This is a genomic window from Deinococcus budaensis (genome assembly GCF_014201885.1).
GTDB lineage: Bacteria > Deinococcota > Deinococci > Deinococcales > Deinococcaceae > Deinococcus > Deinococcus budaensis.
The window spans coordinates 280,980-293,685 of sequence record NZ_JACHFN010000004.1 but is presented as its reverse complement, the minus strand read 5'-3'; the positions used below and the strand labels follow the sequence as shown (position 1 = coordinate 293,685).

The following is a 12,706-nucleotide window of genomic DNA, read 5'->3' as shown; positions in this document are numbered from 1 at the left end:
TGGGCGGGGCAGCTGACCTGGGCGGCGGCCCAGTCGGCGTGGTCGTAGTTCAGGCCGTCGCCCGCGTCGCGGACGACCAGCCGCAAGCTGGAGACGCCATCGATGGGGACACTGATGGCCCGGGGCGCGTCGGCGCCCCGGAGGAGGCCGCTGTCAAAGAGTTTGGTGGCGGTGCCGTTCCAGACCTCGAACACGACGCTGCCGCGGTCCCCGACCTCGTCGTCGAGGCCGAGGGTGGCGGTGAAGGTGGTGCACTGACCGCTGAGGGCGTAGCTGATCTCGGAGGGGGCGTGGACGCCCAGCCCCTTGGCGAAAGTCTGGCCGCCGAGGGTGAGGGGGCGGCCGTCGGCCGCGCCCTGTTCGCCGTTGCTGCGGTCGCGCTCGACGGGACCCCAGGCGTTGGTGGCGCTGGTCCACTGGGTGTCGGAGAGGAAGGTCTGGGCGCTGCCCTGCGCGCCGCGCAGGGCGGTGGGGGCGCCGGCACCGGTCCAGGGATAGCTGACCCCGCCGGCGTAGGGGTCGTCTCCGGCTGGCCCCACCCGGTCACTCCACGGATAGCTCACGCCTCCCGCGTAGGGGTCTTTGCCCGCGTCGGGCGCGGGGGCTTTGGAGCAGGCGGCGAGCGCCGCACTCAGGACCAGGATGGCGGGGGCCAGCCTCTTGGCGCGTCCCTTCCAGTTGCTCGTGTCGTTCATAGGTTCCTCCCAGAAAAGAAGGCTGCTCGCAGGGGGGCGCGCGGCGCAGCGGCTCGTTACGGCAGACGCGGGGAAAACGGCCAGCGGCCGTCCGGGTCCGGCAGTTGCGCGGTTCAGGCTCCTGCACAATGGGCGCCGGGGCGTAAATCTTTCGCTGAGGCGCGGGTGAGTGGGGCCGGAGCGCGCCCGCCCGCGCGATGCCGTGCAGCACGCCCCCGGCCCCGGCGCTGCCCGCGCTGGACGGCGCCGGAGAGGGCCGGGCACCGGGGCGGCTATTTACCTTTCGTTAGCGCCCACGGCTTAGCGTGCGGGGAGTGCCGCTCTCTGTCCTCGCACAACGCAGGGAGCAGAAGGTCAAAAAGAGGCGCGGAAGGGAAGTGGGCCTTGCTCAGAAGGATGCCGAACACATGGACGACCTCCCCCTGGGCGCTGCTGGCGCTGCTGGGCCTGCTGGCGAGCGCGCTGGTGGTCTGGCAACCGTCAGGCGCGGCCCCGGTGATGCTGGGGCTGGGCGCCCTGCTGGGGCTGCTGGCGCTGGGGCGGCGGCTCCCCGGGCTGGCGCTGGGGTTCCTGGCCTGTTGCCTGCTGGGCTACGCGCTGCTGGGACGCGGCTTCGCCTACCTGGGCGCTCCGCCCGTGTTCGTGGGCGAGATGGCGCTGGCGCTGGGGCTGCTCGCGCTGCTGCTGACAGGCGCCCTGCGCGGGCTGGTGGCCGCTCCGCCCCTTTACCCGCTGCTGGCGCTGCTGCTGACCGGGGCGGCGGCCACCGTGCCCTACGTCGGCGTGTACGGCATCGACGCTTTTCGGGACGCCGCGCTGTGGGGCTACGGCCTGTTCGCGCTGATCGTGGCGGGCCTGCTGCTGCGCGGGAACCGGGGAGAAGGCCGGGTGCTGGGTGCCGCGCGGGGGTACGTGCGCTACGCCCCGCTCTTTTTGCTGTGGATGCCGGTCGCGCTGGTGATCAGCGAGCTGTACGCGGACGCGATTCCGCTGACGCCCGGATCGGATGTCCGGCTGCTCGACCTCAAGGGCGGCGACGTGGCGGTGCATCTGGCGGGAATCGCGGCGCTGCTGCTGCTGGGACTGCCGCGCCTGCTCGCCGCAGGGAACGCCCGCAGCGTCGCCCTGGGCCGCCTCAGCCTGACCCGCACCGACTGGCTGTGGTGGGCGCTGTGGTTCGCGGCCGCCGCCATTCCGCTGTTCCGGGTCCGCGCCGGACTGCTGGCGGTCGCGGCGGTCGTGCTGGTCGTGCTGCTGTTTCGCCCCGGCACCCGCTGGTGGAAACCGCTGGTGCTGGTCGTGTTGATGGTGACGAGCTTCGTGGCCTTTGACGTGCGCATCACGGTGGGGGGCGCGCGCAACACCATCTCGGCCGAGTCGCTGCTGCTGAACATCCAGAGCATCACCCAGTCCACCGGGGAGGGCGACCGCGACGGCTCGCGGCGCTGGCGGCTGCTGTGGTGGGGCGACATCGTGAACTACACCGTCTCCGGTCCCTACTTCTGGACCGGCAAGGGCTACGGCATCAATCTGGCCGACGCCGACGGCTACCAGCTCGCCAACGGCGAACTGCGCAGTCCGCACAACGGCCACCTCACCATCCTGGCGCGTTCGGGGGTGCCGGGTCTGGCCGCGTGGGTGCTGCTTCAGGGCCTGTTCGTGTTTGGGCTGCTGCGCGCCTACCGCCGGGCCGCCGCCGCCGGGCAGGAGCTGTGGGCACGGCTGAACCTCTGGGTGCTGGCCTACTGGACCGCCTTTATGGTGAACGCCGCCTTCGACGTGTTTCTGGAAGGCCCGCAGGGCGGCATCTGGTTCTGGGCGCTGTTCGGCTTCGGCTTGGCGCTGCTGGAGCTTCAGCGGCGGCACTGGAAGCGGCAGGCAGGGCGCCCGGCAACGCCGCAAATGCCCGCCCCCCTGGAGGTCCGCTGATGCCCGTCCCCATCCGGCCCCGGGTGCTGCACGTCGTCTCGCACCTCGACCTGGGCGGGGCCGAGGAGGTGGCGATCTCGCTGACCGAGGGGCTGAGCGCCGAGTACGACACCCACTTTTTTGCGGTGGGCGGCGTGTCGTCGGGTGAGGTCGGGCAGGCCATGCAGGCCCGGCTGCGCGCCCTGGGGGTGCCGGTCCACTGCGGCACCCCCCTGGCGATGAAGCGCGGCGGCCTCGCCCACGCGGGCGCCCGGCTGGCCGCGCTGCTGCGCCGTCTGCGCCCCGAGCTGATCCACCTGCACACCGAGATTCCCGAGACGGTCTACGCGCTCGCGGCGCTGGCCGGGGGATCGCCCGCGCGCCCCGCCGTGCTGCGGACCATCCACAACGCGACCCTCTGGCCCGCCTGGAGCCGCATCGGCGGCTGGGTGGAGGGCCGTCTGACCCCGGCCAGCGCGGTGGCGGTCTCGCAAGACAGCTTGGACGGCCTGCAAGCGTTCCGGGCCGGGCGGGGGCTGGCCCCCCTGCCGCCCCCACGCACCCGCGTCGTCTACAACGGGGTCCGGCTGGCCCCTGGCCTGGCCCAGCACGCGGCGCCGGGCAGCGCGGACGAGGTGCAGATCCTCTTTGCCGGGCGCCTGGAACCCCAGAAGGGTGCGGACCTGCTGCCGGCGCTGCTGGAGCAGGCCGCCGGGCTGACCGGGCGCCCGGCGCGGGTCACGCTGCTGGGCGACGGCAGCCTGACTCCGGCGCTGCGCCGCTGGGCGCAGGAAACGCGGCTGCGCTGGCCGGTCACGCTGGCGCCGCCGCAGGCGGGCCTTTCCGGCGCACTGGGCCGCTACGACGTGGTGTTGATGCCCTCGCGGTTTGAGGGCTTCGGCCTGCTGGCCGCCGAGGCGCTGCTGGCCGGGACCCCGGTGGTCGCCAGCGATATCCCCGGCCTGCGCGAGGTGCTGCGGCCCACTTACCCGCTGCTCGCGCCCCCGGAAGACGTGACCGCCCTGGCCGCCCGGCTGGCCGAGGTCGTGGAGGACCCCGCGCGGTTCCGGGCGCTGGCCCGCGAACTGGGCGGCGAGATCGGGGACCGTTTCGGGATGCCCCGGATGCTGACGGGGTACCGTGAGGCGTACGGCGACCTGCTGCGGGCCAGAGGCGCGCTGCCTGCGGGCGTGGGGAGAGGACTGGCATGAACGTTCTGGTGGTCCACAACTACTATCAGCAGGCGGGCGGCGAGGACGCGGTCTTTCATGCCGAGACGGAGGCCCTGCGCGCGCGCGGGGTGAATGTCCGGCTGCACACGGTCCACAACGACAGCATCGGGGGCCAGAATCCGGTCGGCACCGCGCTGGGCACCGTCTGGAACGCGCGCTCGGCCCGGGCGCTGGCCGCCGTCGCCCGTGAGCACCGCGCCGAGGTGGTGCATTTCCACAACACCTTTCCGCTGGTCTCCCCGGCGGCCTACCGGGCGGCGCAGTCGGCGGGGGCAGCGGTCGTGCAGACGCTGCACAATTTCCGGCTGCTGTGTGCCAACGCGCTGCTGTTTCGTGACGGCCACGTCTGCGAGGCCTGCGTGGGGCGCACCCCGCCCTCGCCCGCCGTGCAGCACGCCTGCTACCGGGGCAGCCGCGCCGGGTCGGCGGTGGTGGCGACCATGCTCACCACGCACCGCCTGCTGGGAACCTATGAGCGGCAGGTGGACCTCTATATCGCGCTCAGTGAGTTTTCGCGCCAGAAGCTGATTCAGGGCGGGCTGCCCGCCGACCGGCTGGTGGTCAAGCCCAACTTTCTGAGCGGCGAGGCCGCGCGGCTCGCGGAGGCTGCCGCGCCGGGGACGGCAGACGGGGCCGGGGCCGGGGCCTACGCCCTGTTCGTGGGCCGCCTCTCGCCCGAAAAGGGCACGGCGACCCTGCTGCGTGCCTGGGAGCGCTTGGGCCAGCGCTTGCCGCTGCGGATCGTGGGCGACGGTCCCCTCGCCCCGCAGGTCGCGGAAGCCGCGCAGCGGCAGGGGGGCGTCGAGTGGCTGGGCCGCCAGCCCCCCGCGCGCGTCTTGGAGCTGATGCGCGGCGCGGCCCTGCTGGCCTTTCCCTCCGAGTGTTACGAGAATTTTCCCATGACGCTGGTCGAAGCCTTCGCCTCGGGCCTGCCGGTGGTGGCGAGCGACCTGGGGGCCATGCCGGGCATCGTCGAGCACGGCCACACCGGGCGGCTTTTCCGGCCGGGGGACCCGGCGGATCTCGCCGCGCAGGTCGAGTGGCTGCTGGCGCACCCAGCGGAGCACGCGGCGATGCGCCGGGCCGCGCGCCGCGAGTACGAGACCCACTACACCGAGGAGCGCAACGTCGAGCTGCTGCTGGGCCTCTACCGCCAGGCGCGGGCACGCCGTCAGGCCCGGCCCACACTCGCCACCGGCCGGGTGCCCGGATGACTTCGCTGCGGCCGGGACCCCTTCGGGCACCCGCCTGTCTTTGCACTCACGGTTCACGCGGCCCGTCGCCTCAGCGTCCGCAAGTTTCAGGCCCTGGTCGTCCGGACCAGGAGGGAGGGTCCCCATGAAGAGAGTGCCGAACCCCGCGCCCGTGTCCCGCCCCCGACCTGTTTCGCGTGGGCGCCCCGGCTGGCGCGCGGTCGCCGTGGCCGCGCTGCTCGTCGGCTGCGCGCAGCCTGCGCCGCTCGCCCCGGCCCCGGGCGCGGCCGACCTGCCCGAGTTCGTGTACGACGGCCAGGACCACAGCTGGAGCAGCGCGGGCGGGACGGCGCTGACGCCGCTCGTCCTCAATCCCGGGGACAACACCCTCAGCTACGAGAGCTGGACCGCCGCCAGCAACGGCTGGGGACCCATCGAACGCGACCGCAGCAACGGCGAGAGAAGTCCGGGGGACGGGCGCCCGCTGCGCATCGGCGGAGAGACGTTCGAGCGCGGCTTCGGGGTCCACGCGGGGTCGAGCATGACCTTTGATCTGGGCGGGCAATGTTCCACCTTCACGGCCAGCGTCGGCGTGGACGACGAGGTCGGCAGCCGGGGCAGCGTGGTCTTTCAGGTCTGGAACGGCACGGCCACCAAGCTCTTTGAGAGCGGCGTGATGCGCGGCAGCGACCCGCCCCGCAGCCTCAGCGTGCCGGTGGAGGGCGTAACCGACCTGCGGCTGGTGGTCACCGACGCGGGCGACGGGCTGAACTACGACCACGCCGACTGGGCGGGGGCGATGGTGCGCAGCTGCGGCGGGACCGGCAGCGCGGACGCCATCCGCATCAACGCGGGCGGCCCCACGCAGACGGTGGGCGGGGTGACCTGGCTGGGCTGCGAGAGCCTGGCAGACTGCCGGGGCTACGTGCGCGGCGGCTTTGCCTACGGGGAAGACGACGAGATCGCCGGGGTGGCGGCCCCGGCCAGCGCGGCCCTCTACCAGACCGAGTGGACCGGGGGCCAGACCAGCGGCGTGCCCGCAGGGGAGAGCGCGTTCGCGTTCGCGGTGCCGCTGCCCAGCGGCGAGTACCAGGTGCGGCTGCATTTCGCCGAACTCAACAAGGGGGCGCCCGGCCAGCGCCTCTTCGACGTGAATCTGGAAGGGGGCGCGGCCGAACTTCAGGACTTCGACGTGTTCCGCGAGGCGGGGGGCGCGGGCCGGGCCATCGTCCGCACGCTGCCCGTCACGGTGCGCGACGGGGAGCTGAACATCGACTTTGTCCGGGGAGTCGAAAACGCCAAGGTCAGCGGCATCGAGATTCTCGCGCGGGCGGCGGCGCCCGCCCAGCGCGGCGAGATCGACCTGAACGGCGCCGAGCTGGTGTTCAGCGGCGTGGTAAACCGCGCGGGCAGCCCCCAGACCGTGACCCTGCGCAACCTGGGTCAGGGCGAGCTGCGGGTCGGCAGCCTTACGCTGACGGGCGAGCACGCTTCGGCCTTCCGGCTGGTGAATGCGCCCGCCGCGCCGCTCACCCTGCCTCCCGGCCAGAGCGTCACGCTGGGCGTGGCCTTTGCGCCGGGGAACCTGACGGGCGCGCTGCGGGCCGAGCTGCGGATCGAGAGTGACGACGCCGACGAGGGCACCCGCACCCTGAGCCTTTCGGGCCTGAGCGCCCGCGGCGAGCAGGGCGACCAGGAGCCGCCGCTGGCGCAGATCGTGCAGGCGCTGGGGTTCGGAATCAACGTGGGCAGCTCTTCCCTGATCCTGGGCACCGGTGCGGCGCCGCTGGGCGACGAGGTGCTGGCTGGGCTGTTCGTCAAGGCGGGTCCTGGCCCGGTAACCCTGCGCCCGGTCGCCCGGTATTCGCCCGACGACCTGCTTCCCTTCGGGTACTACACGCCCGGAAGCAGCGGTCCGGCGCTGCGCGAGGTCGCGGTGATCGCGCGCGGCGGCGAGCAGCAGCTCAACCCGCCGGTCGTGGCGGGGGGCCAGGACACCTTCGATCCGGGCAGCGAGGCCTTCGGCCTGTACGTGGGCGCGACCTCCTACGCGCCGCGCAACAACTACACCCAGGACGCGCTGAACAGCGGCGGCCCCGTGAGGCACGCCGCGCGGGTCTATCCGCTGAAAGACCGCGCCGGGCGGGTGCTGGCCAACCAGTATCTGGTGGGCTTCGAACCCGCCGTCAACGGCGACTATCAGGATTACGTGTTCGTGGTGGGGAACGTCAAACCCGCCGCCGCCCCGCAGGCGCCCTCGGCCCTGCGCTGGACCCCCCGCGCCGACTCGCCCGCCGCCGTCTCCGAGGCGCAGGGGCTGGCCGTGAACGGGCGGCTCTACGTGTTCGGCGGCTTCGACGGCAGCCTGCGGGCCGGGACCCGCTCGTACGCCTACGACCCGGCCGCCGACCGCTGGGCGGCCGTGGCGCCTCTGCCCGAGCCGCTGACCCACAGCGCGGTCGCCGCCGACGGCGAAACGGTGTACGTCGCAGGCGGGTTCGTGGGGAACCACCCCGGCCCGCAGACGAACCACGTCTGGAAGTACGACACCGCGAGCGACACCTGGAGCGCGGGGCCGCCCCTGCCCGGCGCGCGCGGCGGCGGCGCGATGGCCCGGCTGGGGCGCGAGCTGCACTTTTTCGGCGGCGTGGAGCGCGACCCCGGCAACCCCGACATCTACCGCCGCGACTCGCCCGAGCACTGGGTCCTCGACCTGGACGGGGGCGCGGGCTGGCGCGCGGCCGCCCCGCTGCCCAACCCGCGCAATCACCTGGCGGGCGTGGCGCTGGGCGGCGCGCTGTACGCCATCGGCGGCCAGCACCTCGGCGACGAGGACCGGGGCAACCAGAGCGCCGTCCACCGCTACGACCCCGCCACCGACCGCTGGACGCCCCGCGCCAGCCTGCCCCTGCCGCTGGGGCACGTCAACGCCTCCACCCTGGTCTGGAATGGCCGCATCGTGGTCGTGGCGGGCGTGACCCAGGACTCGGCGGAGGTGGGGACGGTCTTCGAGTACGACCCCGCCGCCGACCGCTGGGCCGAGCTGACCCCGCTGCCCGCCGCCCGCCAGTCCCCGGTCGCGGACGTGATCGGCGGCGGGTTGATCGTCACGACCGGCTCGCTTCCCAGCGGCGCCAAGGCGACGACCTGGAGCGGCAGCCGCTGAGGCCCGCCTCGTCCGGTGCCTACCCCCGCTTCCGTCCCTCGTCGCTTTCCCCGTTTTGCTTTCCCCGTCTCGCGCGCCCCCTGCCGCTGGAGGTAGTCGTCCGTGTCACGCCCACTGCGCATCCTGTTCATCTTCGAGGGCCTGCACGGTCGGGGCGCCGAGCGGGTCGCCCTGAACCTGATCTCGCAGCTCGACCGCCGGGAATTCGCGCCCCAGCTGTGGGTGCTGCACGCCAAGGACGCCACCCTGCGGAGCGAGGTGCCGCCCGATGCGCCCCTGCGGGTGATTCTGCGCCCGGGAGAGCGCGTGCGCCACCTCCTGCGCCGCAGGCCGCTGAGCCTGCTGCGCGAGGCCGCCCGGACCGACGTGATCGTGGCGGCGGTGGAGATCATGCCGACGTACCTGGCCTATCCGGTGGGGCTGCTGACCCGCACCCCGGTGGTGGGCTGGGTTCACAACATGATGGACCGCAACCTCGCCGGGCACGAGGCCTGGCACACGCGGCTGGCGCGGCTGATCTACCCCCGGCTTCCGCAGGTGGTCTTCGTGTCGCACGGCGCGCAGCAGACCCTGCAAAACCTGATGGCGCTGCGTCCCGAGCGCCTGACTTCCATCCACAATCCGCTGGACCTGGGCCGGGTGCAGGCGCTGGCCGCCCAGCCTCTCCCCGAATGGGCAGCCTGGATGGCCCAGCGCCCCACCGTCCTCAGCGCCGGCCGCCTGTCGCCCGAGAAGGGCTTCGACCTGTTGATCGAGGCGCACGCCCGCCTGCGTGCCCAGGGCCACCCCCACGAGCTGCTGATTCTGGGTGAAGGCGACGAACGGCCCAACCTGGAAGCCCTTGCCCGCCGTCTGGGGGTAGAGGGCAGCGTGCATCTGCCGGGCTTCGTCGCCAATCCCTATCCCTTCATGCGGCAATCGGCCGTGTACGCGCTGCCCTCGCGCTGGGAAGGGTTCGGGTTGGTGCTCGTCGAGGCGATGGCGTGCGGGGCGCCGGTGGTGGCGGCCGACTGTCCCTCGGGACCGGCCGAGATTCTGGAAGGCGGGCGGCACGGCGTTCTGGTGCCCCCGGAAGACAGCGCCGCCTTCGCCCGCGCCCTGGGTGAGGTCCTGGGGGACGAACCCCTGCGGGGCCGCCTGCGCGAGGCCGGAGCGCGGCGGGTCCTCGACTTCGCGCCGGGGCGGCTGGTCCCCGCCTGGGAGGCGGTGCTGCGCGAGGCGGCGCGGCGCTCACCCAGGTCGCGGGGAGCGGGCCAGGCCCCGGTGGGTCCGGCGGGGGGCGACCCGGGCCAGCCCTCCTCCCGCGCCTGAGGGGTCCGGTCGCCCCGGCGCTCCGCCCCCTTCTCTCCGTTCCGGCGTCCTGCCGTTCTCATCCCCCTGCTCTTTTCCCTGGAGGTTTCATCCGTGCCCCGCCCACTCCGCATCCTGTTCGTCTTCGAGGGCCTGTATGGCCGGGGAGCCGAGCGGATCTCGCTGAGCCTGATCTCGCAGCTTGACCGCCGGGAATTCGCGCCGCAGCTGTGGGTGCTGCACGCCAAGGACGCCACCTTGCGGGACGAGGTGCCGGGCGACATCCCCCTGCGGGTGATCCTGCGTCCGGGCGAGCGCGTGCGTCACCTCCTGCGCCGCAGACACCTGACCCTGCTGCGCGAGGCCGCGCGGGCCGACGTGATCGTGGCGACCGTGGAGATCATGCCGACCTACCTGGCCTTTGCGGTGGGGTGGCTGACCCGCACCCCGGTGGTGGGCTGGGTGCGCAACTCGATGGCCCAGACCCTGGCCGGGCACTCGGCGGGGCACACCTGGCTCGCCCGGTTGATCTACCCCCGGTTGCCCCGGGTGGTCTTCGTCTCGCGCGGGGCGCGGCGCACCCTGCAGGAGTTGCTGCCCCTGCGCCCCGAGCGCCTCCGCGTGATTCACAACCCGGTCGATCTGGAGCGGGTGCGGACGCTGGCGGCCCAGCCGTTGCCCGAATGGGCGGCCTGGATGGCCCAGCGCCCCACTGTCCTCAGCGCGGGCCGCCTGCACCAGCAAAAAGGCTTCGACCTGTTGATCGAGGCGCACGCCCGCCTGCGTGCCCAGGGCCACCCCCACGAGCTGCTGATTCTGGGCGAAGGCGACGAACGGCCCAACCTGGAAGCCCTCGCCCGCCGTCTGGGGGTAGAGGGCAGCGTGCATCTGCCGGGCTTCGTCGCCAATCCCTATCCCTTCATGCGGCAGGCGGCCGTCTACGCGCTGCCCTCACGTTGGGAGGGCTTTGCCAACGTCATCACCGAGGCGATGGCGTGCGGGGCGCCGGTGGTGGCGGCCGACTGTCCCTCGGGACCGGCCGAGATTCTGGAGGGCGGGCGGCACGGCGTTCTGGTGCCCCCGGAGAACAGCGCCGCGCTGGCCCAGGCCCTCGGCAGGCTGCTGGAAGACCCGGCAGAGCGTGAATTCTGGCGGGAGGCCGGAGCGCGGCGGGTCCCCGATTTCGCGCCGGGGCGGCTGGTCCCCGCCTGGGAGGCGGTGCTGCGCGAGACCGCGAGCGGCCGCGCGCCGCAGCCCCGCCCGGACGAGCCGGACCTGGGGAGCGCCGCCGATCTGGCCCGGCGGTAGGTGGCCGCCGCTCCCGCTCCCTGCCCGGGGGTGCGGCGGGTCCTGACAGCAGGGGCCGATGAGCAGCGGCTAGGAAAAAGGCCCCTTGTTGCCGGGGGCGCTCGGCCAGGGCTTCCGGCTGCCCCGGGGGGCCTGGCCGGGCAGCCGGGACCCGCCAGCCGGGCAGGGGGACGGGTCAGCCGCGCCTCCCCGTCCCCATTTGCGTTCGCGTAACGAGCAGGCGGGCAAGATGGCGCTCAATCGGGCCGCAGGCTGCCCGGGGGAGACCGCCATGCAAGCCACCACTGACCGCTTTCCTGCCCTCACCACCCGCAGCGCCGCGCGGCTGTTTCGCAACCGCCAGGCGCTCAATGCCGTGGTTCTCGCCGTGGGGGACCTGCTGGCGCTGGGCACCGCCTTCGCGCTGGTGGCCTGGCAGCAGGGAAGTGGCCCGGCGGCGCTGCTGACCAGTCCCTGGACCGGCCTCTCGCTGGTGATCTGGCTGGGGGGGGCGCTGTTCATGCAGCTGCTGCCCAGCTGGGGCCTGGGCGCCCCCACCGAGATCAAACGCCTGACCGAGCTGACGCTGGTGGTCTTTGCCGGCACGGTCGTGAGCCTGTTTTTCACCCAGGCGGCGGGCGGCGTCCGGCCGGGCGTGCCGGTGCTGGGGGTGCTGGTCGCGTGGCCGCTGGTGCTGCTGCTGCGCCAGAACGCCAAGGCGCTGCTGGTCCGCGCCCGGCTGTGGGGCGTGCCCACGGTGGTCTACGGCGGGGCGGCGACCGGGCGGCTCTTGATCGCGGCGTTGCAGGAAAACCCCGGTTACGGCTACCTGCCGGTCGGCGTGTTCGACGACGACCCGGCCCTCCAGGGCCGCGACGTGCTGGGGGTCCCGGTCCTGGGACCGGCGTCCGGCGGGCGGGCGCAGGCCCCGGTCGCCGTGCTGGCGATGCCCGGCATCGGGCGCCAGCGCACGCTGGAGCTGCTGGAAGGTCCGCTGGCCGAGTACCGCAGCGTGGTCCTGATTCCCGACCTGTTCGAGATGGAGTCGCTGTGGGTCAAGGCCAGCGATTTCGGCGGGGTGCTGGGGCTGGAAGTCACCCGCAACCTGCTCGACCCGGCCGCGCGCACCTTCAAGCGGGCCTTTGACCTGCTCGCCACCGTGCTCACCATTCCGCTGTGGCTGCCGGTGTGCCTGCTCGTCGCGCTGGCAATCTGGCTGGAAGACCGTCAACACCCGCTGTTCGTGCAGGAGCGGGTCGGTCAGGGCGGGCGCCTGTTCAAAACCTACAAGTTCCGCACGATGGTCCCGGACGCCGAGGCCGCCTTGCAGCGCCGCCTGGCCGGGGACCCCGCCCTGCGCGCCGAGTGGGAGGCCCACGCCAAGCTGCGGCACGATCCGCGCATCACCCGGGTGGGGGGGGTGTTGCGCCGCACCAGCCTCGACGAGGTGCCGCAGCTGCTCAACGTCTTGCTGGGCCAGATGTCGCTGGTCGGCCCGCGCCCGCTGCCGCCCTACCACCAGCGGCAGCTCGCGGGGCAGGTGCAGCGCCTGCGCGAGCGGGTCCGCCCCGGCATGACCGGGCTGTGGCAGGTCTCGGGCCGCTCGGCGTCGGGCAACCTCGGCATGGAACGCTGGGACCCCTACTACGTCCGCAACTGGTCGTTCTGGCTCGACATCGTGATCCTGATTCGCACCCTGCGGGTCGTGATCGGCGGCTCGGGCGCCTACTAGTCCAGAGACCGGCGCAGATGAAAGCCGCTGCTCCTCCTGCCGCAGCTGGGCGCCTCCCTCAAGCGCGGTGGGGCAGAGACAGACGAGACGCGCTTCCTTAAGAAAGGGGTGCCCGGAGCCGTCTCCGGCGCCGCCGGGCTGACCTCGCCGCTGCGGGGCGGCGGGGGTGAGAGCTGGCCCGGCGCGGGTGTGGAATTGATGAA

Annotated in this window: 8 protein-coding genes; 7 read left to right on the top strand and 1 reads right to left on the bottom strand. The window is 73.2% G+C overall.

The window, feature by feature from the left end; translation table 11 throughout:
* Nucleotides 1-695 (bottom strand): NPCBM/NEW2 domain-containing protein (locus HNQ09_RS07565; protein ID WP_184027461.1); only part of this gene is annotated, 695 nt, incomplete at its 3' end.
* Nucleotides 696-1,091: 396 nt separating this feature from the next.
* Here HNQ09_RS07565 and HNQ09_RS07560 point away from each other — a divergent pair.
* The 7 genes from HNQ09_RS07560 (at nucleotide 1,092) to HNQ09_RS07530 (ending at nucleotide 12,503) form a co-directional block, all read left to right on the top strand.
* Complete coding sequence (locus HNQ09_RS07560) at nucleotides 1,092-2,624, top strand: O-antigen ligase family protein (RefSeq protein WP_184027459.1); 1,533 nt, start codon at nucleotides 1,092-1,094, stop codon at nucleotides 2,622-2,624.
* Nucleotides 2,624-3,814, top strand: coding sequence for a glycosyltransferase (locus tag HNQ09_RS07555; protein WP_221269681.1), 1,191 nt, complete (start codon nucleotides 2,624-2,626; stop codon nucleotides 3,812-3,814). Before HNQ09_RS07560 ends, HNQ09_RS07555 begins: the two co-directional genes overlap by 1 nt.
* Nucleotides 3,811-5,049, top strand: a complete 1,239-nt coding sequence (locus HNQ09_RS07550) for a glycosyltransferase family 4 protein (RefSeq protein ID WP_184027456.1) — start codon at nucleotides 3,811-3,813, stop codon at nucleotides 5,047-5,049. Before HNQ09_RS07555 ends, HNQ09_RS07550 begins: the two co-directional genes overlap by 4 nt.
* A gap of 124 nt (nucleotides 5,050-5,173) precedes the next feature.
* Nucleotides 5,174-8,194: an NPCBM/NEW2 domain-containing protein gene (locus tag HNQ09_RS07545; protein ID WP_184027454.1), complete on the top strand. Its 3,021-nt coding sequence runs from the start codon at nucleotides 5,174-5,176 to the stop codon at nucleotides 8,192-8,194.
* A gap of 102 nt (nucleotides 8,195-8,296) precedes the next feature.
* The gene (locus tag HNQ09_RS19125; RefSeq protein ID WP_184027453.1) at nucleotides 8,297-9,505 is read left to right on the top strand and encodes a glycosyltransferase; all 1,209 of its coding nucleotides are present in this window, start codon (nucleotides 8,297-8,299) and stop codon (nucleotides 9,503-9,505) included.
* 93 nt (nucleotides 9,506-9,598) lie between these two features.
* Nucleotides 9,599-10,792: a glycosyltransferase gene (locus HNQ09_RS07535; RefSeq protein ID WP_343057659.1), complete on the top strand. Its 1,194-nt coding sequence runs from the start codon at nucleotides 9,599-9,601 to the stop codon at nucleotides 10,790-10,792.
* Between the two features lie 271 nt (nucleotides 10,793-11,063).
* Nucleotides 11,064-12,503: an exopolysaccharide biosynthesis polyprenyl glycosylphosphotransferase gene (locus HNQ09_RS07530; protein WP_184027451.1), complete on the top strand. Its 1,440-nt coding sequence runs from the start codon at nucleotides 11,064-11,066 to the stop codon at nucleotides 12,501-12,503.
* The last annotated feature ends 203 nt before the right edge of the window (nucleotides 12,504-12,706 follow it).

Coding starts and splice junctions, on each gene's coding strand:
- HNQ09_RS07560 (WP_184027459.1), top strand. CDS start 1,092: ATGCCGAACACATGGACGACCTCCCCCTGGGCGCTGCTGGCGCTGCTG.
- HNQ09_RS07555 (WP_221269681.1), top strand. CDS start 2,624: ATGCCCGTCCCCATCCGGCCCCGGGTGCTGCACGTCGTCTCGCACCTC.
- HNQ09_RS07550 (WP_184027456.1), top strand. CDS start 3,811: ATGAACGTTCTGGTGGTCCACAACTACTATCAGCAGGCGGGCGGCGAG.
- HNQ09_RS07545 (WP_184027454.1), top strand. CDS start 5,174: ATGAAGAGAGTGCCGAACCCCGCGCCCGTGTCCCGCCCCCGACCTGTT.
- HNQ09_RS07530 (WP_184027451.1), top strand. CDS start 11,064: ATGCAAGCCACCACTGACCGCTTTCCTGCCCTCACCACCCGCAGCGCC.